At 70.3% G+C, this 23,064-nt stretch carries 20 protein-coding genes; 2 read left to right on the top strand and 18 right to left on the bottom strand.

Translation table 11 applies throughout. The annotated features are described in order from the left end of the window. Positions 1-29: 29 nt before the first annotated feature. A complete protein-coding gene (locus tag ACFHYQ_RS20845) occupies positions 30-2,645 on the top strand; it encodes a beta-N-acetylhexosaminidase (protein WP_394302809.1) in 2,616 nt (871 codons plus the stop codon). Between the two features lie 64 nt (positions 2,646-2,709). On the opposite strand, the gene ACFHYQ_RS20850 is transcribed toward ACFHYQ_RS20845, so the two are convergent. The 18 genes from ACFHYQ_RS20850 to ACFHYQ_RS20935 all read right to left on the bottom strand — a co-directional run bounded on the left by ACFHYQ_RS20850 (position 2,710) and on the right by ACFHYQ_RS20935 (position 21,836). Next, positions 2,710-3,972, bottom strand: a complete 1,263-nt coding sequence (locus tag ACFHYQ_RS20850) for a CynX/NimT family MFS transporter (protein ID WP_394303020.1) — start codon at positions 3,970-3,972, stop codon at positions 2,710-2,712. A gap of 80 nt (positions 3,973-4,052) precedes the next feature. Then, positions 4,053-5,171 (bottom strand): BMP family ABC transporter substrate-binding protein, encoded by a 1,119-nt coding sequence (locus ACFHYQ_RS20855; protein ID WP_394302810.1) that lies wholly within the window; start codon positions 5,169-5,171, stop codon positions 4,053-4,055. After that, positions 5,168-6,082: an LLM class flavin-dependent oxidoreductase gene (locus tag ACFHYQ_RS20860; protein WP_394302811.1), complete on the bottom strand. Its 915-nt coding sequence runs from the start codon at positions 6,080-6,082 to the stop codon at positions 5,168-5,170. The genes ACFHYQ_RS20855 and ACFHYQ_RS20860 overlap by 4 nt, the downstream gene beginning before the upstream one ends. Beyond that, positions 6,079-7,149: an ABC transporter ATP-binding protein gene (locus tag ACFHYQ_RS20865; protein WP_394302812.1), complete on the bottom strand. Its 1,071-nt coding sequence runs from the start codon at positions 7,147-7,149 to the stop codon at positions 6,079-6,081. The genes ACFHYQ_RS20860 and ACFHYQ_RS20865 overlap by 4 nt, the downstream gene beginning before the upstream one ends. Next, the gene (locus ACFHYQ_RS20870; RefSeq protein ID WP_394302813.1) at positions 7,146-9,155 is read right to left on the bottom strand and encodes a dipeptide/oligopeptide/nickel ABC transporter permease/ATP-binding protein; all 2,010 of its coding nucleotides are present in this window, start codon (positions 9,153-9,155) and stop codon (positions 7,146-7,148) included. Before ACFHYQ_RS20870 ends, ACFHYQ_RS20865 begins: the two co-directional genes overlap by 4 nt. Next, on the bottom strand, positions 9,152-10,096 hold the full coding sequence (locus ACFHYQ_RS20875) for an ABC transporter permease (RefSeq protein WP_394302814.1): 945 nt from the start codon (positions 10,094-10,096) through the stop codon (positions 9,152-9,154). The genes ACFHYQ_RS20870 and ACFHYQ_RS20875 overlap by 4 nt, the downstream gene beginning before the upstream one ends. Positions 10,097-10,100: 4 nt before the next feature. Continuing rightward, the gene (locus ACFHYQ_RS20880) at positions 10,101-11,657 is read right to left on the bottom strand and encodes an ABC transporter substrate-binding protein (protein WP_394302815.1); all 1,557 of its coding nucleotides are present in this window, start codon (positions 11,655-11,657) and stop codon (positions 10,101-10,103) included. A gap of 44 nt (positions 11,658-11,701) precedes the next feature. After that, positions 11,702-12,598: a tryptophan 2,3-dioxygenase gene (locus ACFHYQ_RS20885; protein ID WP_394302816.1), complete on the bottom strand. Its 897-nt coding sequence runs from the start codon at positions 12,596-12,598 to the stop codon at positions 11,702-11,704. Beyond that, positions 12,595-13,434 (bottom strand): alpha/beta hydrolase, encoded by an 840-nt coding sequence (locus tag ACFHYQ_RS20890; protein WP_394302817.1) that lies wholly within the window; start codon positions 13,432-13,434, stop codon positions 12,595-12,597. Before ACFHYQ_RS20890 ends, ACFHYQ_RS20885 begins: the two co-directional genes overlap by 4 nt. Then, complete coding sequence (locus ACFHYQ_RS20895) at positions 13,431-14,657, bottom strand: amidohydrolase family protein (RefSeq protein ID WP_394302818.1); 1,227 nt, start codon at positions 14,655-14,657, stop codon at positions 13,431-13,433. Before ACFHYQ_RS20895 ends, ACFHYQ_RS20890 begins: the two co-directional genes overlap by 4 nt. Then, positions 14,654-14,974 (bottom strand): aldehyde dehydrogenase family protein, encoded by a 321-nt coding sequence (locus ACFHYQ_RS20900; RefSeq protein WP_394302819.1) that lies wholly within the window; start codon positions 14,972-14,974, stop codon positions 14,654-14,656. The genes ACFHYQ_RS20895 and ACFHYQ_RS20900 overlap by 4 nt, the downstream gene beginning before the upstream one ends. Positions 14,975-15,265: 291 nt before the next feature. Then, positions 15,266-16,708 (bottom strand): kynureninase, encoded by a 1,443-nt coding sequence (gene kynU / locus ACFHYQ_RS20905; protein WP_394302820.1) that lies wholly within the window; start codon positions 16,706-16,708, stop codon positions 15,266-15,268. Between the two features lie 126 nt (positions 16,709-16,834). Beyond that, positions 16,835-17,839 (bottom strand): amidohydrolase family protein, encoded by a 1,005-nt coding sequence (locus ACFHYQ_RS20910; RefSeq protein WP_394302821.1) that lies wholly within the window; start codon positions 17,837-17,839, stop codon positions 16,835-16,837. Further along, positions 17,836-18,378, bottom strand: a complete 543-nt coding sequence (locus ACFHYQ_RS20915; protein ID WP_204014664.1) for a 3-hydroxyanthranilate 3,4-dioxygenase — start codon at positions 18,376-18,378, stop codon at positions 17,836-17,838. The genes ACFHYQ_RS20910 and ACFHYQ_RS20915 overlap by 4 nt, the downstream gene beginning before the upstream one ends. Continuing rightward, on the bottom strand, positions 18,375-18,848 hold the full coding sequence (locus ACFHYQ_RS20920) for a RidA family protein (protein WP_394302822.1): 474 nt from the start codon (positions 18,846-18,848) through the stop codon (positions 18,375-18,377). Before ACFHYQ_RS20920 ends, ACFHYQ_RS20915 begins: the two co-directional genes overlap by 4 nt. Beyond that, positions 18,845-19,594, bottom strand: a complete 750-nt coding sequence (locus ACFHYQ_RS20925) for a 2-keto-4-pentenoate hydratase (RefSeq protein ID WP_394302823.1) — start codon at positions 19,592-19,594, stop codon at positions 18,845-18,847. The genes ACFHYQ_RS20920 and ACFHYQ_RS20925 overlap by 4 nt, the downstream gene beginning before the upstream one ends. Further along, positions 19,591-20,394 (bottom strand): 2-keto-4-pentenoate hydratase, encoded by an 804-nt coding sequence (locus ACFHYQ_RS20930; protein WP_394302824.1) that lies wholly within the window; start codon positions 20,392-20,394, stop codon positions 19,591-19,593. The genes ACFHYQ_RS20925 and ACFHYQ_RS20930 overlap by 4 nt, the downstream gene beginning before the upstream one ends. Before the next feature lie 8 nt (positions 20,395-20,402). Further along, the gene (locus tag ACFHYQ_RS20935) at positions 20,403-21,836 is read right to left on the bottom strand and encodes a 2-hydroxymuconic semialdehyde dehydrogenase (protein WP_394302825.1); all 1,434 of its coding nucleotides are present in this window, start codon (positions 21,834-21,836) and stop codon (positions 20,403-20,405) included. A gap of 255 nt (positions 21,837-22,091) precedes the next feature. On the opposite strand from ACFHYQ_RS20935, the gene ACFHYQ_RS20940 reads away from it, so the two are divergent. Then, the gene (locus tag ACFHYQ_RS20940; protein WP_394303021.1) at positions 22,092-23,063 is read left to right on the top strand and encodes a LysR substrate-binding domain-containing protein; all 972 of its coding nucleotides are present in this window, start codon (positions 22,092-22,094) and stop codon (positions 23,061-23,063) included. Position 23,064: the final 1 nt, after the last annotated feature.

The raw sequence follows: 23,064 nt of genomic DNA on the forward strand, positions 1-23,064 counted from the left end.
GCACGAGGTATGCGAGTCAAGGAGTTGACTTGAGCATTTCGTTCTTATCTGCCGTGTCCGCCAGGTGGGTGCGGCGGAGGAACCGTGACCGGAGCCGGCACCCCCGGGCCCGAACGATCACCGCCCTGACAGTCGGCGCGCTGCTCACCGCGTCTCTCACCGGTGCCATGACGAACGGCGGCGCCTCAGCCGACGCGACGGCGGTGCCCGTCGCGCCCCGAGTCGTCCCACTCCCGGTTTCGATGACCTCCGGCAAGGCCGGGGATGCCTTCACGCTCGGCTCGGGCGCCCGCATCGTGGTGAACGACGCCTCCGCCGTCGCGGTGGCCGACCGGTTGGCGGCGATCCTGCGTCCGTCGACGGGCTATGCCCTGCCGGTTTCGAAGGCGCCCGCTGTGGCGGGTGACATCTCGCTGGCTGTGGGTGATCCGGGTGTTCCCGATGCCGAGGGCTACCGGCTGGACGTCACGCACAGCGGTGTCGAGATCGTCGCGGCGAACGGGCATGGCCTGTTCAACGGGGTGCAGACGTTGCGGCAGTTGTTCCCCATCTGGGTCGAGAGCAGGACCGAGCGGCCGGCCGGCTGGACCATCCCCGGGGTGAAGATCTCCGACTATCCGCGCTACCAGTACCGGGGTGCGATGCTCGACATCGGCCGGCACTACGAGCCGCCCTCGGTGATCAAGACGTATATCGACGAGATCGCGGCGTACAAGGTGAACACGCTGCACCTGCACCTCAGCGACGATCAGGGTTTCCGCATCGCCATCGACGGCCGCCCCGAGCTCACCGACATCGGCGGTCAGTATTCCGGCGGCACGAGCAAGCCGCAGGACGGCGCAGAGAACGCCGACCCGGGCGGCTACTGGACGCAGGCGGACTACGTCGACGTGGTGAAGTACGCGGCATCGCGTTTCGTCACGATCGTGCCGGAGATCGACCTGCCGGGTCACACCAACGCGATCATCATGTCGTACGCCTCCGACGAGGCACAGGCGTACAAGGGCGGCACGATCTACGACCCGAGCGTCAACTGCAGCAACAAGAAGCCACCGGTCTGGAACCTCAGCAACCAGGTGAACTTCAGTGCGTTGTGCCCGGACAGTCCACTGACGTGGAAGATCGTCACGGACATCATCGAGCAACTGTCCGCCCTGACGCCGGGGCCGTACCTCCACATCGGCGGCGACGAGGTCTCCCCGCCGCTGCTGTCCCACGACCAGTACCGGGACTTCGTCGCGCGCACAGCGAAGATCGTCAAAGTCCAGGGGAAGACCGCGATGGGCTGGAACGAGATCGGCGTGGCGCCCTTCGGGTCGGATCCGGAGATGCCGCAGGGCGTCGTGCAGTACTGGGGCGTCGCTCCGGCCGGCGCGGGCGGTGACTCGGCGCGGACCGCGGTCCAGAAGGGCATGAAGATCGTCATGTCTCCGGCCAACAAGACCTATCTGGACATGAAGTACACCCCCGGCACGCCGATCGGCACCAGTTGGGCCTGCGTCTGCGACAACGACGTCTTCTACGACTGGGAGCCGAGCACGCTGGTTCCGGAGCGTACGGCTTCCGGCACCACTCTGCCCGCGGTCACCGACGAACACATCATCGGGGTCGAGGCGCCGATCTGGACGGAGACCCTCAAGAACCTCTCCCACATCGAGTTCATGGCCTTCCCCCGGCTCACCGCGATCGCGGAGATCGGCTGGTCTCCGAAGCCCGGATCTGATCACCCCGACCGCTCCCTGGCCTCGTTCAAGGTGCGTGAGGCGGCCCAGGGCGGGCGTTGGCAGGTGAAGGGGCAGAACTTCTACCCCTCTGCTCAGGTGCCGTGGGGCCTCGATCTGCTCGCCGGTGACAGGACGCTGAGCGACCGGAACGAGGTCTCCGGAGCGCTGGCGACCCTCGCCGCGCCCGGCAGGGCCCTCGGTGAGCTGTCGGCCACGATCGAGTGGGGCGACGGCACCAGCTCGAAGGGCGGGCTGACCGGCGTCGAGGCCACTGACCGGACCGCCAACGGCCTGTACACCCTCAGCGGTGATCACACCTACCGCGCCAATGGCGAGTACCAGGCGAAGGTGACGGTGTCCGTCGACGGCCGCGACCCCGTCGTCGCCGGTTTCACCGTGACGGCGAGCGGTGTGCCCGCGTGCACGACGACGATCACCGGGGCCCGCTCCGGTCCGTTGACCGTCTCCTCAGGTGTCGCGTGCCTGGACCGTGCGACGATCTCTGGCCCCGTGACGGTGAAGGCCGGTGCGGGACTGTACGCGTCCCGTTCCCGGCTGACCGGCCCGTTGACGGCGTCCGGCGCCGTCGATGTGCTGATGTGCGACACCACCGTCTCGGGGCCGCTCTCCCTGGCCGGCGGGGGGCGGGTCTGGCTCGGCAACCGGAACGGCGGCTGCGCACCGGCGAAGATCAACGGCCCGGTGACGGTCACCGGCACGACGGGTCAGGTGACGATCGACGGCGGGGTGGTGAGCGGTCCGCTCCATCTGCGGGACAACAAGGTGTCGGCGGCGCCGATCGTCGCCGGCAACCGCATCGGCGGCCCGCTGTCATGCGCTGGAAACTCCCCGATGCCGAGCAACGACGGCAGGCCCAACACCGTCTCCGGTCCGAAGACCGGCCAGTGCGCCGAGCTCTGATCCCCACCCCACGTGCGTGATCTCGCGGAAACTCGACCCGCGAGATCACCACGGGGTGGTGTGGTCAGGTGGTCCCCGGTTCGGGGTGGGTGTAGCGGTCACGGCCCGCCCACAGGGCGACGCACGCCTGCGCGAGCGCGAGCCCTGCGGTGAGGACGATGACGGGGGTCCAGGATCCGGTGCCGCCCGAGAGCCGCCCCGCGGCGATCGGTCCGGCGGCGGCCAGCAGGTAGCCCACCGACTGTGCCATACCGGACAGTTTGGCGGTCTGCGCGAAGGTACGGGTGCGCAGGCCGATGAGGGCGAGGGCGATCACGATGGTGCTTCCGGAACTGATCCCGGCGAGTACCACCCAGACCGGGCTCCAGCCGGGAGCCCACAGCATGCCGGCCATCGCGGCGACCATCGGCGTGCTCATCAGCACGCCGGTCGCGCGCTGGTCGGCCCGGGCGCCCATGATCACGGTCACCGTCAGCCCCGAGACGATGCCGACCGCCTGGAAGAGGAAGAGGTGCCAGCCGGCCGCGCTCGCCGGCACCCCGCGTGCCGTCTGGATCGCGGGCAGCCAGTTGATCAGCAGATAGAACGTCGCGGACTGCAGGCCCAGGAAGAACGTCACCTGCCAGGCGACGGGCGACCTCCAGACCGAGGTCTCCCGTATGGCGGGGACGGCGGGCGCGGCCATCCCCGCGGCCGTTCCCGCGGACGCCGTGCGGGAGCGCGTGCCGCGCATGCGCAGTGCCCAGACCCCGGCGGCCAGCAACGCGGGGCCGGCCCACACGGCCAGCGACCACCGCCAGCCGCTCCCGGTCGCGGCGGCGATCGGGACGGCGACGCCCGATGCGAGCGCCGCGAATCCGGTCATCACGGACGTGTAGAGGCCGGTGACCCGCGAGATCGCGCCGGGATGGTCGCGTTTGACGATCGAGGGGACGAGCACGTTGCCGAGCGCTATCGACGCGCCCACCACGGCGGTGCCGGCCCACAGCCAGGCGTTGCCCGGGAGCGACCGTACGGCGATGCCGGCGGCCAGCGCGACCATCGCCCACAGGACCACGCGTTCGGCCCCGAACCGGCTGCTGGTCCCGTGGGCGAGGGGGGACAGGACGGCGAAGGCGAGCAGCGGCAGCGCGCCGAGCGTGCCGAGGGCGGCGGTGCCGAGGCCGGTGTCGGCGCCTAGCAGGTCCAGGACCGGGCCGACGGAGGTCAGCGGCGGCCGCAGGCAGCCGGCCACGAGCAGGACGGCCAGGAGTTTCACCGCCGGGTGCACCGCGCTGCGATTTTCTCCGGTGGTGTGCGGTGTCGTGGATGTGCTCGACACGGTCATCCGCGACACCGCCACTCCCATGCATGTGGTTTGTCCATCATCGTAAGCGTCGCCGGAAACGCGGCCGCCGCTCGCCTCGGTCACAGAGCCCGGGATTCGGCGTCCTGCTCGAGCCAGGCCTGCAGCGGGTCGACGCTGCCGGTGATCGCCTCGTGGAACCAGGCGAACTGGCGCGAGGTCAGGTAGGCCTCGGCCCTGGTGAGGTCGGGCTCCGGCTCCGGACCGTCGTACAGGTCGCCGATCGACTTACCGGCGGGCACCACCAGGTTCCCCCGATGATCGCGGATCGGGCCTCGCCAGACGTCCAGCTCGCCGGCCTGGAGCGCGCGGGAGGCCTGGCGGGCGCGCTCCGCGGCCTCCGGTGGCACCACCGCGGCCGGTTCGGTGTTGCGGACCACCCCGTCCCTGGACCGCAGGTAGGCGTGCCGAGCCCGCCATGTCCCGTCCTGGATCGCGCGCACCTCACGGATGTAGAACGGCGCCCAGTCGATGTAGGCCACGTCCAGCACCGCACTCTGGTGCGCCGACCGCAGGTCCCGTCCCATCGACCACAACCCGCGCTCGGAGGCCATCCTGGTGATGGTCGGCATCTCGGTGAGCGTGCCGCCGAAGGTGTCGACGCCGAGGTCGATGAGCTCGGTCACGACCGCCGCCTCCAGCTCGGCCTGATCCTCGGCGAAGTAACTGCCGACCCAGCGGTCGTGGATGATCGCGTCGGGGTTCGCGGTCCGGACGCCGATCGCCCAGGCGTTGACGATCTGCAGGTCCAGCGGCCCGGGGGTGCCGCCGACGGCACCCAGGACACCGGTCTTGGTCATCGCCCCGCACAGCAGCCCCGACACGTACGCGTGTTCGTCGCGGGCCTCGCGGAAGGTGCCGAAGTTGGCCGCCAGATCGACGCCCTGGTTGTGCATGAACCGGGTGCCGGGAAAGCGTTCGGCGACCGGCAGGACCTCGAGTCCACCGCGGGTGTCGCAGGCGAACACCAGGTCGAAGCCGCGCTCGGCGAAGTCGGTGGCCGCCGCGGTGAAGCCCTCGGCCCGGCCGGCGCCGTCGGCCACCTCGGTGTGCACCGCACCGCCGAACTCGGCCTCCACGGCTTTCCTGGCCCGCTCATGGCTGTGCAGCCAGCTGCTGATGCTGTCGCCCACCTTGGCGCGGTGGATCCAGCCGACGCGGACCGGTGAAGAGGTAGTCATGATGTCCTTTGGGTCGTGGTGTCGAATTCCTGGGCCAGCAGCTGTCCGCCGTCGTCGAATACGGCCGAGGCCGAGATTTCGACGACGTCCACGCCGCTGTGGCCGCGCAGCCGCCCTATCGCGGTCTTCAGGTCCGGCCGGGGCGCGACGAGGGTGAACTGGGCGAGGAGTTCCTCGGGCACCAGATCGGCGGCGCGGTCGAGTGTTCCGCCGCCGAACAGCTCCCGCTTGACCGCCTCGACCAGCGTGGCGTCGATGCCCGCGGCCTCGCGGTACTCGTCGCGGAGATTGCCGAGTTCGAGCGCGACGCGGATCAGACCGTCACGGGTGACCGTCGTGCCGTCGCCGCCGTAGGCGACGCTGAGGCCGATGGTGACCGGCCGATCCATGCCCGACCGCAGCTCCGCCGTCACCTGCGGCAATAACGCGTGCGGAATGCCGGAGAGCAGCAGTCCGTCGGCATGGCGCAGCGCCATCTGGGCCATCGCCGGGCCTTTGGTGGCCACCCAGGTTTCGGCGCCGGGACACAACTCCCTGACCGCTCCCAGGGCCTCGCGGACCGCCGCGATCGGCCGCTGCGCGACCGCGCCGCCACCGGCCAGGATCCGCTCGCCGCCGCGTGCCAGCACCACGAAGGCTCTGCCGCCGGTCAGCTCCCGCAGGGTGCGCAACGCGTTCGCGGTGGTGGCCGGCGTCCGGGTGAACGGGTTCGTCACCAATCCCAGCCGGATCCGCTCGGTGGCGCCGGCCATGACGCCGAGCATCACCCACTGATCGCGGCCGTCCAGCCCGCGATCGGCGAGGTGGAACCGCCCGAACCCGCACCGGTCGGCGGCCCGTACCCGGTTCGAACCCGCATCGGTCGGACTGTCGGCCAGCATTACCCCTGAATGGGCGGTTTTTGCCGTCATGCCGGTTCCTTTCGCTCAGCAGGGTCGGCCAGATGACAGGCGACCCGCGTACCGTTGGCCGGCTCACGCATGGCCGGCACCTCCGTCCGGCACCGCTCGATCACCAGCGGGCAGCGGTGTTGGAAGGCACAGCCGGCCACAGGGATGGAGGTCGGCGGCTCGTTCAGCGAGAACCGCCGGCGCTCCTCGCGCCGCCGCCGCTGCCGTACCGGATCGGCCACCGGCGTGGCCTCCAACAGCATCCGGGTGTAGGGGTGGCCGGGCCGGCGGAAGACCTCGACCACCGGGCCGATCTCGACGATCCGGCCGCGGAACATCACCGCCAGCTGATCGCTGACGTGCGCCACCACATCCAGGTCATGGCCGATGAACAGGTAGGACATCCCCAACTCCGCCTGGACATCGGCGAACAGGTTGATCACCTGGGCCTGGGTCGAGACGTCCAGCGCCGCCACCGGTTCGTCGCAGACGATGAGCCGGGTCTGGCTGGCGAGGGCGCGCGCGATCGCGATCCGCTGCTGCTGGCCGCCGGAGAACTCCGCCGGGTAGCGATGCCGATGGTGCGCGGCGATACCCACCATGTCCAGCAGTTCGACCACCCGCGCGTCGGCGGCCGCGCCGCGCAGCCCCAGGTGCAGCCGCAACGGCTCGGCGATCGCATCGGCGACGGGGTGCGAGGGGTCCAGCGACGAGCCCGGGTCCTGGAAGACCGCCTGGATCTGCCGCCGCAGCTCCCGCGGCATCCGTGGGGAGGCCGCGCCGTACTCGTGATCGCCGAAGCTGATCGATCCGGTTGTCGGCCGCTGCAGTCCGAGTACGGCGCGGCCGGTGGTCGACTTGCCCGAACCGGACTCGCCCACCAGACCGAGCGTGCTGCCGGGCGGGATGGTGAACGAGACGTCCTCCACCGCCCGGACTACGCCGGCGCGGGTGAACGGCAGGCCTCGATGGGCGAAATGCACGGACAGGTTCCGCACCCGGAGCAACCCGGGATCGACCGGCCCCGAGGGCGCGCCGGAGCGCGGCTTCTCATCCGGCGGCGAGGCGGCGGGTTCTGAGGTGTTCACAGCCAAGGGTGCTCCTGTGCTCGCAGGCAGCGTGACCGGTGATCTCCGGTGAGCATGATGGTCGGGACGGCCGCGGCCGAACAGTCGGTCCTGACGTGGGCGCAGCGCGACTGGAAGCGGCAGCCGTCGGGCCACTGCCCCGGGGCCGGAACCGAGCCGGGAATGGTCGGCAGCCGCCGGCCGGTCAACGCCACGGGCCGGGCACCGAGCAGGCCGTGGGTGTAGGGGTGCGCGGGCGCGCGGAACAACTCCTCGGCCGGCGCCTGCTCCACCAACTCCCCCGCGTAGGCGACGATCGTGCGGTCGCAGGCATCGGCCACCACCCCCAGGTCGTGAGTGACCAGCAGCACGGCCATTCCGAACTCCGCGCGTAGGTCCAAGAGCAGATCCAGGACCTGTTCCCGGACGCGTACGTCGAGCGCGGTGACCGGCTCGTCGGCGATCAGCAGCTTGGGACGGCCGGCGATGGCCATCGCGATCATCGCTCGCTGGGCCATTCCACCGGAGAACTCGTGCGGATACTGCCTGGCCCGGCGTGCGGGGTCGGGAACGCCCACCTTCTCCAGCAGGGCGACCGCTTCGGCGCGGGCGGCGCGGACGCTGTGCCCGGCCAGCCGCAGCGGCTCGGCGATCTGGTCGCCGATCCGCATCGTCGGGTTGAGGCTGGTCTGCGGGTTCTGGAAGACCATCGCCAGGCCGTGTCCGCGGGTCCGCTCCCAGTCCGTCGCCGAGGCGCCGACCAGTTCGGTCCCGGCCAGACGGATGGAGCCGGCGGCGACGCGTCGCTGCTCGTCGAGCAGCCCCATCAACGCCAGGGCGATCGTCGACTTCCCGCAGCCGGACTCGCCGACCAGACCCACCACTTCGCCCTCGGCGATGTCGAAGGAGACATCCGAGACGACCCGCGTCTCACCGGCGGTGACCGTCAGTCCACTCACCCGGAGCAGCGGTTCGGCGTCGTCCGGTTCCGTGGCCGGTTCCGTGGTCGTGGTCGTGGTCGTGGTCGTGGTCGGGGTGGGCTGTGGGACGGTTTCCGCCCGCCGGCGGCGACCCGGCCGGATGCGGGGCATCCGTCGGCCGCCGCCCGGCTTCAACGCGGCCAGCAGCCCGTCACCGACCAGGTTCAGGGCGAGCACGGTGACCGTGATCGCCACCCCGGGCCAGACCACCAGCAGCGTGTCGGCTCCCTGGATGCTGGTGGCGGCCATGGCCAGCAGAGTGCCCCAGCTGACGTCCGGCGGCTGGGCGCCGAGGCCGATGAAACTCAGCGAGGCCTCGATGGTCAGCACCACACCGCATTGCAGCGCGAGTTGCACCATGATCGGCCCGAGGGCGTTGGGCAGCACGTGCCGTCGTACGAGCTGCCCGGTCGGCACCCCGATCACCTGCGCGGCCGCCAGATAGGTCTCCTCGCGGATGGCGGTGACCGCGTTGCGGCTCACCCGGATGAAGCCGGTGGAGAACACCAGCCCGAGCGCCGCCATCGACGGGCCGAGACCGGTGCCGAGCACCGCGATCACCAGCATCACCAGGACCAGCGCGGGGATGGCGAACACCAGGTCGTTGAGCCGCATCACGATCCGGTCCAGCAACCCACCGCGGAAGCCCGCCAGCAGCCCGATGGGCACGCCGACCGCCACCGCGATGCCCACGGCTTCGGCCACGGCGAGCAGCGAGATCCGGGTCGCCACCAGCATCCGGCTGAGCTCGTCCCTGCCCAGCTCGTCGGTGCCGAGCCAATGCTCCCAGCTCGGCTCGCCGAAGGCCTGTAGCAGGTCCTGCCGCTCGGGATCGTGGGGAGCCAGCCACGGCGCGAAGACCGCGACCACGACCAGCAGCCCCAGGTAGCCGGCGGCGATCAACGCCCACCGGTCGGTCCGGAACCGCTGCCAGATCCGGAGCACCTGCCCGGTGGGCGCCGGCTCCTCGGCGGCGGGGGCGGACGCCGGGTTGGTCATCGGGTCGGCTGTCGGGTTGGACTCAGCTGCGGACATGGTGCTGCTCATGCCTGCCTCGTCTTCGGATTGAGCGCCGACAGGAACAGGTCGACGACCAGGTTCACCAGCACCACGATCACCACCAGGGCCAGGGCCAGTCCCACCAGCAGCGGGACGTCGTGCTGCATGATCGCATTGCTCATCGCGCCGCCGATGCCCGGCAGTGAGAACACCTGCTCGACGATCAGTGAGGTACCCAGCATGATCGCCACCCAGAAACCGAGCTGAGTGACCACTGGGCCGGCCGCGTTCCGCAGGGCGTGCCGCCGGACGATCTGCGCCCGTGGCATCCCCTTGGCGTGGGCGGTGCGGACGTAGTCGCTGCCCATCACTTCGGCCATCGAGTTGCGCATCTGCCGTGCCAGCGCGGCCGCCGGGGTCAGTCCGAGCGCGACGGCCGGGAGGATGATGCTGCCCAGCCAGCCGGCCGGATCCGCGTCGATCGGGACATAGCCGATGGCGGGCAACCAGCCCAGCCGCAGCGAGAAGATCGCGACCAGGATCAGTCCGAGCCAGAAGGCCGGAAAGGCGACTCCGATGGAGGCCCCGGTGGTGGCCGCCCGGTCCCAGAGGGTTCGCGGCCGCAGACCGGCCATCACCCCCACGGGGACTCCCAACAGGCAGGCCACCACCGCACCGGCGACGGTCAGCGACAGCGTCACCGGCAGCCGGTCGGCGATGGTTCCCGCCACCGGCGCACCGTCGATGAGCGAGCGGCCGAGATCACCGCGTACCGCGTCCAGCAGCCAGGAGAGATACTGACTCGGCAACGGGGCGTCCAGCCCCATTTCCTGGCGCAGCCGAGCCACCTGGGCGGCATCGGCCTGCACTCCGGCCACGGACTCGGCGGCGTCACCGGGCACCAGATAGGTGATCCCGAAGATCACCGCCGACATCGCCAGCACGACCAGTGGTAGAGACACCAGCCGTTCGGCAAGGACCTTGCGCATGGGGTCAGCCCTGCCTGTCGACGCTCACGCCGTACACGGGCGGGCCCATGTAGCCACCGGCCCACGGCTGCAGGCCCTTGACATGGTCGGCGTAGGCCACGCCGACCGGGCTCCAGAAGGCCGGGATGACCACGCCTTCCTCGGTCAGGTCGGCCATCATCTCGCCGTACAGCGCCCTGGCCTTGGCCTCGTCGGAGACGCTGGCGACGGCCGCCTGCTTGGCGAGGTCCAGAGCCTTGGCGTAGGGCTGTCCGGTGGGGTTCATCGAACCGCCCTTGGGCGCCAGGGCGTCGGCGAGCATGGGAGCGTCCGGGACGAATACCGGCACGTACGCCAGGTGGTACTTGCCGGAGAAGACCTCGCGGCCGATCATCTGCGGCGGCGGGGAGACCACCTTCGCCTGGAAGCCCACCGCGTTGAGCATTCCGGCGACGGCCTCGGCCTCCGTCTTGTTCTGCGGGCCGGGCATGGCCGGAATGGTCACCGGCACGTCCTTCACACCGGCCTCGGCCAGCAGCGCGCGGGCCTTGTCCGGGTCGTAGGCGTAGGTGAAGGCGGGGTTGTCGACGTGACCGGGGTTGCCGGGAGAGAACAACTGGTCCGACGGGGTCGACATGCCCTTGCGGAACGGGGTGCCCGTCAGGGCCGCGCGGTCGAGCGCGTAACCGACCGCCTGCCGTACCCGCTTGTCGGCGAACGGCCCGCTGGGGTCGACGGTGACGACGCCGATCGGGTCACCGCCCTCGGAGACCGCGGTCGTCACCCCGGCCTGCTTGTAGCTCTCCAGTTCCTGGGCGTCGCCGATCATCGAGGCGTCCACCTGGCCGGTGCGCAGTGCGGCGACCCGCTGCTGTGCAGTGTTGATCAGCACGATCTCCAGCCGCTCCAGCGTCTGCTGGCTGGGGTCCCAGTAGTTCTTGTTCTTGGTGTAGACCCACTTCGAGCCCGGTACGGTGGCCTGCTCGTCCAGCACGTAGGCGCCGGCTCCGACCGGCATCCGGCCCAGGTCGGGGGAGTCGAATGCCTTCGGGCTCACCATCATTCCGGCGCCGGTGGTCAGCCCGAAGAGCAGCGCCGGCTGTGGGCCGTCGGTGTTGAGCACCACGGTGGTGTCGTCGGGGGTATCGATGCCGGTGACGTGGGCCAGCGTGCTGCCACAGCCGCCGCCGACGGCCTGGCATCGCTCCAGGTTCGCCTTGACCGCGGTCGCGTTCAGGGGCTCTCCGTCGCTGAACTTGAGGCCCGGCCGCAGGGTCAGGGTGACATTGTCGGCACCCAGCTTCCACTGGGTGGCCAGCCCCTCGACCACCTTGCCGGTCGGATCGGTACGCAGCAGCGGATCGTAGACCGGGAACAGGTAGTTCAGTCCCGAGGTGCCGGCTGAGCGCTTGGTGGGGTCGAAGGTGTCGGGAACGGTGAAGGTCGCGAACCGGAGCACCCCACCGGTGGTGTCCGCGGCGCTGGGACGGGTGGTCGGCGACTGCCCGCCACCACAGGCGGCCAGCGTGAGCAGACCGGTCAGGGCGACGGCGGCTGCGAGGCCTTTGGGACGATGACGCACAGCAGTCTCCTTTCGTTCGTTCGTTCGTTTCGTGTCGGGGTTGGTCAGAGCCGGGTCCGTACCGCCCACAGCTCGGGGAAGAACTGGTGTTCCACGATCTTTCGCAGCCAGCCGGAGCCGCTGGTCCCGCCGGTGCCGGGCTTGTAGCCGATGATCCGTTCCACGGTGATCAGGTGCCGGTAGCGCCACTGCTGGAAGCGGTCGGCGATGTCCATCAACGCCTCACCGAGCTGGTGGAGGTCGTTGCCGGGAGCCGGGTCACCGTAGACCTCGAACCAGGCCTGCTCCACCGAGTCGTTGGCGGCATAGGCCTGCGACCAGTCCCGATCCAGCGCCTCGGCGTCCACCTTGTGGCCCCGGGCGGCCAGCAGGCCGATGACGTCGTCGTACAGGCTGGGCGCGTGCAGCGCTTCCTCCAGCTCCTGATACACCCCGGCCACACCGCGGTGCGGGTTCAGCAGCGCCCGGACCTTGTTGCCCAGCAGGAACTCCAGGTGCCGGTACATGTAGGACTGGAAGCCCGACGCGGTGCCGAGATGGTCGCGGAAGGCGTTGAACTGAGCCGGGGTGAGCGTGCCGAGCACGTCCCAGGTGGAGACCAGCAGTTCCTGGATCCGCACCACCCGGCGGAAGGCCTCGAACGCGCCCGGCAGATGGTCGGCCCGGATGTGCCGCTGGGCGGCCAGCAGCTCGTGCCGCATCAGCTTGAACAGCAGCTCCTTGACCTGGCCCATGATGTAGAAGGCCATCTCGTCGTGGGCGCCGCTGCGGGTCTGCTGCAGGTTCAGCAGCACGTCGATGCTCTCGTAGTCGATGTACGGCGTGCTCCCGCCCGGCAGCTCCAGCAGCGGGGTGCCGCCGGTTCGGGCGACGGTCGCGGACCTGGCTTCGTCCGACGAACGCTCGATCAGCCGGGGTGTGGTGTTGGGGGAACCGGTCAAGGTGTCTCCAAAAGGGAAAGGGTGGACGCTCCCACCGGCGTCGCCGGGTCGGTGAGCGCGAAGACGTTGTCGAAGTGGTTCAGCCCGGCCAGTTCGTAGGCCTCGACCCGGTTGCCGGCCGCCGCCATGGCGGCGGCGAAGTCCCGACTCTGTGCCACGAACTCGCTGGTTTCGATCTCGCCCCAGGCCACCGCCACCCGGGCCGCGGTGCACCGCACCCGGTTCATCGGGCTCAGCCGCCAGGCTTCCCGCTCGGTCAGCCCCAACGGGTCGTTGACGGTGGTGGTGACCAGCGGGCGCAGGTCGTAGACGCCGGAGAGCAGGGTGACCGCGCGCAGCGGCACGCGGCCGTGCAACAGCACACAGGCCGCCAGGTGTGCGCCGGCCGAGCTGCCGGCGAGCTGGATCCGTTCGGGGTCGATCCCGTACGCGGGCGCGTGGCCGTGTAGCCAGCTGACGGCCCGGCAGACGGCGTCGGTGATCTGGGCCACGGAGGCCGCCGGCGCCAGTGGATAGCCCACCGAGGCGTAGGCCGCGCCGCGGGCGAGCACGGCGTCCGCGGGGAAGCCGGCGTCCTCCTTGCCGAGTTCCTGCCAGTAGCCGCCATGCACGAAGATCAGCAGCGGTGCGGGCCCGGGAGTCTCGGGCAGGAACAGGTCCAGCAGTTCGCCGGGGCCGGGGCCGTAGCGCAGCTCGACCGGCGGATGAGCCGACCGGGTGCGGGCGCTGGCGGTGGCGTAGGCCTCCAGCTCAGCGGCGAGCGAGTCGATCACCGAGCTGGGGGTGTACTCGCGCTCCAGGTCGGCGGCGTCCAGCGACTGCCACGATCTGCTCATCTCAATACCCCCCTTCCTGCCGGGAAGATCTGCTTGACGGAGGTCCGGCTCACCACCACGCCGTCCTTGAACACCACCCGGGCCGCCGGTCGCTCGGCGATCGCCTCCCGCGCGGAGGCGGCCGGCAGAGCGACCAGGTCCGCCCGCGCGCCGACCTCGACACCGGCCGGGGGGAGCCCCAGCACCTGCCGTGCCGTGCTGCTGACGGCGCTGACGGCGGCGTCAACGCCGGCGTGCCCGGCCAGCATCAGCAGTAGCGCCACGTCCAGCGGGTCGCCGTTGCCGAGGGGATTGAAGGGGTCCTGCACGTTGTCCCCGCCAGCGGCGACCAGGCAGCCGGCGGCGCGTAGTACGGCCACCGAGGTCAGGCCCCGGGGGGTGGCGACCGGGTGGCCACGGCCCTGCAGCCACAGATTGGTCGGGGGACAGGCCACCACCGAAATCCCGGCGGCGGCGGCAGCGGCCGCGATCCGGATCTGGGTCTCGGCTTCCTGCATCGCCAGGCTCGCGCAGTGGCTGGCGGTGACGCCCGTCGAGCGGCGGGCCATGACGAGCCCGGCCAACGCGAGCAGGTCAAGGTCGGTGCGCAGGTGCTCGTCCATGTGCAGGTCCACCGGGCAGCCCCGTTCGGCGGCCAGATCGAGGCAGTAGCGCATGGCCTCCAACGGGTCGGACTCGCCGTGGGGCACACCGCCGACCACGTCCGCGCCCTCAGCGAGCGCCCGCTCCAGGTCTGCCCGGCCGGTGGCGGCGTCCGGACCGCTGAGCGGTGCGCCCATGGCGACGATCTGGATGTCGACCAGGCCGGCCAGTCGGTCTCGGGCCGCTGCCACCCCGGCCAGCGCGGTGAAGTCGACCCCCGGGCCGCCGACATGGGTCCGGATCGCGGTCGTGCCCCTGGCCAGACCCGCCAGCGCGGCTCGGACTGCTCGCTCCTCGATGTCGCGAGCGCTCAGACCCGCGCGGTATCGCCGCCAGCCCCGCACCGCCCCGGAGAGATCGTCCGTCGGGTTCGCCACCGCCTCGGCGGTGTAGGCCTTGTCCAGGTGGGCGTGCGGCTCGGCGAAGGCCGGCCAGAGCAGATGTCCGGTCAGGGCGACGGCCTCCTCGCCGGGTGACGTCGTCAGCGACCCGGCGGGCACCACCTCGGTGATCAGCCCTTCGGCGACGCGCACATCCACCCGGTCACCGGCGCCGGTGGTCACGTCGAGCAACGCGGTCATCGGGGCGGCCAGACGAGGGGACGGCGGGTGGCTTCCGCACGATGGCAGGTGTCGGCGGCCTCGGCTTCGACGAACTCGTCGGAGCGGGCCGTCGCGATGCCGTCGGCGATCCGCCGTAGAATGGGGCACGGCCTCTGAACGCTCATCCGCCCCCGGGAGCCGGCGAGCGCCGGGTGAGCGGCCCGCACCGCCGCGTCGACGAGGTCGCGCGGGGCTTCGGGAAAAATTCCTACCTGGCTCCCGTCGACGGGCGAAAGCAGCGGAAAGGCCGGTCCCGTCGTCGTGAAGACACCGTTGACGTAGTGCGCGGGCTTCATGGCCACCATCGTGCAGCCCCTCGCGCATAACGGTCTAATACCACTATTCACCTTATATATATCAATTTCGTTATAGGTGTCATCAAAGTAGCTAGTCCGGAAATCGGGCCATTCTCGGGCAGGCGGCAGCGAGCACCGGCGCTCGGTGACGCGCCGGGGCCGGCCGTAGCTCCGCCGGTCAGGCGGGGAAAGCCGAACGGGACCTCTGGTGTCACGAGTGATCGGTCAGGATGCACCCGATCCCAGAAGTCCCGCTGCGCGCTGAAACCCCCTCATTCACGAGGGGGGGTGTCAAGCGTCCTTCGCCACACAGTCGGCCAGCGCGATGGCGGTACGCCAGCAGTCGTGGTAGGTCGAGTAGAGCGGTGTCGGCGCTATTCGGATGATGTCCGGCTCGCGGGCGTCGGCGACGACCCCGTGCTCGTGGCGCAGCCGCCGGGTCAGTTCCGCGGCGCTCCTGCCGCCCTCGACACGCAGGGAGAGCTGGCAGCCGCGGCGGGAGGGGTCCCGCGGAGTGACCACGGTGATCGGTCGGGTCGCCGTGACCTCGTCGAGCAGGCTCTCCAGGTAGCCGGTGAGCCGCACACTGCGAGCCCGCAGCTCGGCCATGCCGATCTCGTCGAACAGGTTGAGCGAGGTGCGCACCGGGCCCATGGCGTAGATCGGCGGATTGGAGATCTGCCAGGCGTCGGCGCTGGCCGGCGGCCGAGAGATCGGCTCCATCTGGAAGCGGGTCTCGGGCTCGGTGCTCCACCAGCCCTCGAACCGCTGAAGCGAGAGGTCGCCGAGGTGCCGCTGGTGGACGAAGACCCCGCCGAGGGCGCCGGGGCCGGAGTTGAGGTACTTGTATGAGCACCAGGCGGCGAAGTCCGACCCCGAATCGTGCAGCCGCAACGGGACATTTCCGGCGGCGTGCGCCAAGTCCCATCCGACGATCGCGCCGGCCGCATGTCCGGCCGCGGTGATGGCGGAGATGTCCAGGAGTTCGCCGGTGAGGTAGTTGACCCCGCCGAGCATCACCAGTGCGACCGTGTCGCCCTCGCGCTCCAGGAAGTCGAGCACCGCCTTGCCGTCGCCGAGCCGTACCACCGCCTTGTCGGGATCGAGGCCGTGAAAGCGGGCCTGGCTGCGTACCGCGTAGCTGTCGGAAGGAAACGCGGTGTCCTCGATGACGATCCGAGTCCGCTCACCCCGCGGCCGGTAGAACGACACCATCAGCAGGTGCAGGTTGACCGTCAGCGAGTTCATGACCACGGTCTCTTCGGGCAGTGCGCCGACCAGCCGGGCGGCCGGACCGGTGAGCTGCTCGTGATACGGCATCCAGGGGCGGTCCGCCTCCAGATGGCCTTCGACGCCGAGCCGGGCCCACGCGGCCAGGTCCTCCAGCAGTTCCTCCTGGGTGGCCCGGGGCTGCAGGCCGAGCGAGTTGCCCGCCATGTAGGCGCTCTCCGGATATTCCCCGCCGTCGGCGGGTGGGATCCGGAAAAGGTCCCGGTGGCCGAGGTCCTCGGCGTCGCGTCGCAGCGCATCCTCTTCGGTCGACTTCAGCGGGCCGTTTTCCAACGGGGCGATCATGTCCGTCTCTCCCTTCACGTGTGAGTTCTGGCCGACTGGAGATCGAGGGCGCCGCACCTCCTGCTTGAGCCGGTAACCCGGCACGTACGCGGCGACCTGCGTGGCCGCCTCGTTGTTCCGGTGCGCTCCGGCGGACGTCGCGTCCAGCACCACGGACACGTCATCGAAGCACGAAGCACCCTGAACATCAGGTCGGTGCCGATGTTCCCCGATCCGATGATCGCGACCTTGGCCTTGCTCATCGCGTTTCCTCCTCGCGGCGGCGGAACGGGTCGAACTCCTCGGTCATGCCAGCCCCAGGAATCTCCTCGCGTTGCCGCCGAGGATCGCGGCGCGCTCGGCCTCGCCGAGACCGGCGCAGGCGCGGACGGCCGCGCCCGGCTCCTGCTCGCCGAGCGGGAAGGGGAAATCGGTGCCGAGCATGACCCGCTCGACGCCCATCACGTCGATGAGCAGGCTCAGCGCCCGCGGGTCGAACACCGCCGAGTCGACGTAGAAGCGGTCGGTGTACGCCGAGGGGGGCTTGGGCGAGTCCTTCCTGACGATGTCGCGGTTGCGCCAGGCGTTGTCGGCGCGGCCGAGGAGGAAGGCGAAGCTGCCACCGCCGTGGCAGAAGCACAGGCGCAGCGAAGCGGGCAGCTTCTCGAACGCGCCGGACAGTGTCAGCGACAGGATGCTGAGCTGCGTCTCCGCGGCCATGCCGACCAGCCACGGCAGCATGTACCCCGTCATGCGGTCGGCGGCCAGCATGTCCCACGGGTGGACGAGCACCGGCATGTCCTCATCCGCGCAGTGGGTGAGGAATTCGATGATCTCCGGATCGTGCAGGTTGCGCGGGCCCACGTGGTTGCCGATGTGCACGCCCCGGTGCCCGGCGGCCCTGGCCTTGGTGACCATCGTGCGGGCGGTCTCCAGGTCCTGCAGCGGGACCTGACACAGGGGCAGCAGGCGGTGGGGGGCTTCGGCGCAGTAGGCGAGGATGCGGTCGTTGACCATCTCGCACCAGTCGGCGGCGCGTTCCGGCTCTGCCGCGTACCCGAACAGCAGCGGCGTGGACGAGACGGCCTGCACGTCGACGCCGGAGCGGTCCATCGCCTCCAGGCGCGCGCCGGCGTCCCACAGCTCCGGGGTGACGGGCCGGTAGTCGTCGTCGCCGCTCATCATCATGCCGTCGCGCAGCCAGGGCTCGCCGGCGCCGGCGAGGATCCGGCTCTCCTCCCGGGAGATGCGCGGGAAGACGTGGGCGTGGACGTCGATGATCTGGGTGGCGACCTGGGCGGCCGGGATCATCGGACCACCGGCCGAAGGTGCTCGGGCCAGTCCTTTCCGGGATGGGTCGCCCCGCAGTGCGGGCACGTGCGGTCGCCGTCGTAGTACGCCTGGAAGACGGGGGGCAGATCATCGACGATCGACTGGAGCTGGATCTCGGCACGGTGGACCAGCCGGTGACAGTCCATGCAGTACCACTCGAAGGCGTCCACTTCCCCCTGCGGACGGGCGTACTCGACGACCAGGCCGATCGAGCCGGGCACCGGCCGCTGCGGGGAGTGCCGGACATGCGGCGGCAGCAGGAAGACATCACCCTCCCTGATCCGTACGTCGACGGGAGGCCGGCCCTCCTCCTCCATGACGCGCAGCACCATGTCGCCCTTGAGCTGGTAGAAGAACTCCTCGATCGGGTCGTCGTGGAAGTCGGTGCGCTGGTTGGGGCCGCCGACGATGGTGACCATCAGGTCGGCGTCCTTCCAGATCTGCACATTGCCGACCGGCGGCCTGAGCATGTCCTGGTGCTCGTCGATCCACTTCTGAAGGTTGAAGGGAGGAATCATACGGCGCTCCTCTGCGGAATGTGGGCGATGCAGGAGATCTCGATGAGCAGGTGGGGGTGGGGGAGTTGGTGGACCGCGACCGTGGTGCGGGCGGGGCCGTTCTCGTCGAAATACTCTCCGTAGACCTCGTTGTAGCCGCCGAAGTCGTTCATGTTGACGAGATAGCTGGACACGTTGACGACGTCCGTGAGGTCTCCGCCCGCCGCCGCGAGCAGGTCGCGGATGTTCTCGATGACCGCCCTGGTCTGCTCGCGGATGTCCAGCGTGGTCGTGCCCATGGCGTCCGCGCTCGCCCCGGCGAAGGAGCCGTCGGGGCGGCGGGAGCTGGTGCCGGAGACGAACACGAAGTCGCCCGCCCTCCTGACGTGGGGGAACCTGCCGCGTGGAGCGGCCTTGCCCCGGACGAGCAGCGCGTCGTTCGTCTGGCCGTTCGTCTGGCCGTTCGTCTGGGCGTTCGTCTGGGCGTTCATCGTGTCGTCACCTCCGCACGGCCGAGACCCGCGGCGCTCACACGGACGTGGGTGCCGGCGGGAAGCGGGATGGCCGCCGTCGCGGCGCCCGCGAGGATGACCCACCCCGGCTGCAGCTCGATCCCGGCGGCTTCGGCCAGGCGGGCGGCGGCGACCAGCGACCGCATCGGGTCGCCGAGAATGGCCGCCGACGAGCCACTCGCGACGGTACGGCCGTCGATCTCCAGCAGCATGCCCACGTTGCCGACATCTCTGGGCCTGTGCCAGGGGCCGAGACCGAAGCCGGCGGCCGAGGCGTTGTCCGCGATGACGTCGGGCAGGGTGAAGCTGAAGCCTTCGTAACGGGAGTCGAGCACCTCATAGCCCACCGCGATCCCGCCGACGGCGTCGACCGCGTCGGCGGGAGTGCGCACCGGCCGATCGATCAGGAACGCGATCTCCGGCTCGATGCGCGGATGGATCAGATCGGCGGTGTCCACGTGGGACTCGATCAGCATGGCGTCGGTGAGCAGGCCCCAGATGACGTCGTCGACGCCCATCTGGACCATCTTGGCGCGGCTGGTGAACCCCATCTTGACGCCGATGAGGGACTCGCCGCGTGCCAGGCGCCGCTCGATCACCGCCCGCTGCACCTCGTACGCGGAGGGCACGTCGAGCGCGGCGGCGTCGGTGAGCCTGGGGACCGCGCGACGGTTCAGCGCCGCCTTGTCGAGGATCTCGGCGAACGAGTCCAGGTGCGGGTTCACATGTCCTCCTGGGGAGCGGGCGCCTCGTGGGCGAAGGCCGTGCGCACGTCGCCGAGCCCGTCGATGCGCGCTTCGAGCACGTCGCCGGGCGCGACGGGGACGACCGGCCCGAGTGCCCCGGTCAGCACGGTGTCTCCGGCCTGGAGCGGACGGCCGATCCTGGCCAGCGTGTCGGCCAGCCACACCGCCGCGTGGAGCGGGTGCCCGAGGCAGGCCGCGCCGACGCCGGTCGACACCTGCTCGCCGCCCCGCTCGATGACCATCCCGGCCAGCCGCAGGTCCACGTCGCGCAGCGGCACCGGGCGGGTGCCGAGGACGTACATGCCGGCGGAGGCGTTGTCCGCGACCGTGTCGGCCAGGGTGATGTCCCAGCCGCGGATGCGACTGCCCACGATCTCGATCGCGGGCAGCGCGAAGGCCGTCGCGCGGATCACGTCGGCGACCGTGTGCCGTTCGTACGTCAGGTCGTGTTCCAGCACGAGTGCGACCTCGGCCTCGGCGCGGGGCTGCAGCACCGCGCCGACGGGGATCTCCTCGCCGTCCGGTACGGCCATGTCGGCGAAGAGCATGCCGAAGTCCGGCGAGTCCACCCCCAGTTGCCGCTGCACCGCCGCGCTGGTCAGTCCGATCTTGCGACCGGTCAGGCGGCGCCCCTCCGACAGCCACCGCTGGGTGATCAGGTCCTGTACGGCATAGGCGGCGTCCGCGCCGTCGATCAGGTCGCGCACCGGTTCACAGGGGCTGCCGGACGCGTACGCCTCCAGCAGCCGCGACGCCGCGGCCTGGTGTCTTTCTGTCACGGATGTCCTCAAATCTTGACGCACACGTTGACGGGTTCCGAGAAGAAGTCGAGCGAGTATTCGCCACCCTCGCGTCCGATGCCGGACGCCTTCACACCTCCGAAGGGGGTGCGCAGATCCCGGAGATTCCAGCAGTTGACCCACACGATCCCGGCCTCCACCCGCGGAGCCACGCGGTGGGCGCGGGACAGGTCGGTGGTCCACACCGTGGCGGCCAGGCCGTACGGGCTGTCGTTGGCCAGCCGAACCGCCTCGTCTTCGTCGTCGAACGGCGCCACATGGCAGACGGGCCCGAAGATCTCCTCGCGGACGGTTCTGGCGGTCTGGGGCAGCCCGGTGAGCACGGTCGGCTCGACGTGGAACCCGCCGTCACGCCCGTCGCCGAAGCTCGGCACCCCGCCACCGGCGACCACCGTGGCGCCCTCCTCGACGGCGAGGCGGTAGTACGACAGCACCTTGTCGCGATGCTCAGCCGAGATCATCGGGCCGTAGTCCTTCAGCGCGCGTACGCGCTCGGCCAGGGCGTCGACGAACTCCTCGAAGCGGGGGCGCTGCACATAGACACGCTCGGTGCACAGGCAGATCTGGCCCGAGTGGGTGAAGCTCGACCGGACGGTCCCCTCGACCGCCTCGGCGAGGTCGGCGTCGGCGAAGACCAGGGCGGCGTTCTTGCCGCCGAGTTCGAAGGAGACCGGTGTGATGTGGTCGGCCGCGCTGCGCATGATGGCGGTCCCGGTGGCGGACGCGCCGGTGAAGGCGATCGCGTCGACGCCCGGGTGGGATGTGAGGTGCTCGCCCGCCGCGTTCGCGCCGTGGCCGTGCACGAGGTTGAAGGCGCCTGCGGGCAGCCCCACCTCGTCGATTACGGCGGCGAGCAGGGTCGCGGTGGACGGCGTCTCCTCCGACGGCTTGGCGACGACCGCGTTGCCCGCGGCCAGCGCGGGCGCGACCTTCCAGGTGAGCAGGAGCAGCGGCAGGTTCCAGGGCGAGATGATCGCCACGACGCCGAGGGGACGGCGGACGGTGTAGTTGAGCGCCTGACCGCTGCCGCTCCAGCCGGGAACGGTGGTGGGGTAGGCCCGTTCCGGACGGCCGTAGGCGAGGTCGGCGTAGGAACGGAAGTTGCCGATCGCCCGCGGGATGTCGACCGTGGCCGCCAACTCCCTGGGCTTGCCGGTGTCGACGACCTCGGCTTCGACGAACTCGTCGAAGCGGGCCTCGATGCCGTCGGCGATCCGCCGTAGCATGGAGCACCGCTCCTCGACGCTGGTCCGCCCCCAGGGGCCGGCGAGCGCCGTGCGGGCTGCCCGCACCGCCGCGTCGACGACGTCATGCGGGGCTTCGGGAACGACTCCTACCTGGCTTCCGTCGACGGGTGAAAACAGCGGAAAGGCCGTTCCCGTCGTCGTGAAGACACCGTTGACGTAGTGCGCGGGCTTCATGACCATCATCGTGCAGCCACTCGTACATAACAGTCTAATACCACTATTCATCACATATATATCGATCCTGTTATATTGCGCCATCGACGCCCAGATCGGTTCAGGGCGGCGAGGGGCGGCGAGGGGCGGCGACGGGCGGTCACGCCGTCGACGGCCTACGTGTCTCGGGGTGTGGGCATCGGCGGCGCTCTCAGTCCGCTCCCGCGGATATATCAAAGTGAGCCCCGATTCTGTGGCTCATATGATGTTCCGGTGATGTCCCGCCCCTTGGACCTGCTGAACGGCCGCCTCAAACTCAGACACCTGGTGCTCGTGACGACCATCGCCGAGCAGGGCGGCATCCTGCGTGCCGCTGAGCATCTCCACCTGGCGCAGCCCGCCGTCACGCGTGGGCTGCGGGAGGTGGAGCAGATCCTCGGGGTCGAGCTCTTCCACCGGGGCCCGCGCGGCGTCACTCCCACCCTCTTCGGCGCCGCCCTCGTCGACCACGCGCGCGCCGTACAGGCGGAACTGCGCCGGGCGGGTGCCCGGATCGCCGGCCTCGCCGACGGTGAGACCGGCACCGTCACCATCGGCACGCTCCTGGCCGCCACCAACGTGCTGCTGCCCCGCTCGATCGCCGCCCTCAAGGCAGAGCGCCCGGGCATCACGGTGATCGTCAAAGAGGGCACCTTCGACTCGCTCGTTCCCCGGCTGATCGACGGCGAGACCGACCTGATCCTCGGTCGGCTCAACTCCATCGAGGACTGGCCGGGCCTCCACCAGATCCCCCTCTACAACGAGCCCACCCTGCTGGTGGCCCGCGCCGGGCATCCCGCTCAGCAGGCGCGGACCCTGCCGGAACTGCTCCGATATCCATGGATCGTCCCGCTCGAACAGACCGCGCTGAAACACGAACTGGAGCAGGTGTTCCAACGCCAAGGGCTGTCAATTCCGGAAAATCGGGTTGAGTGCACATCCATTCTGACGATCCGCTCGCTGCTCCTGGCGACCGACATGATCGCGGCCCTGCCCGCGCTGCTCGTCAGGACCGACGATCGGCTCGCGGAGCTACCGGTGCCGCTCGCCTCCGTACGGCGCTCGGTCGGCGTGACACTGCCCGAAGCCCGCACCCTCACGCCCGCGGCCAAGGCCATGCTCGACCATCTGCGGCGGCAGGCGGAACCACTCCGCCGGGAACTACCCGACGAACCCCAGCGAATAGATCATGGCGGCGCGGCTCACTGAT

It is taken from the genome of Sphaerimonospora cavernae, assembly GCF_042435035.1.
GTDB classification, from domain to species: domain Bacteria; phylum Actinomycetota; class Actinomycetes; order Streptosporangiales; family Streptosporangiaceae; genus Sphaerimonospora; species Sphaerimonospora cavernae.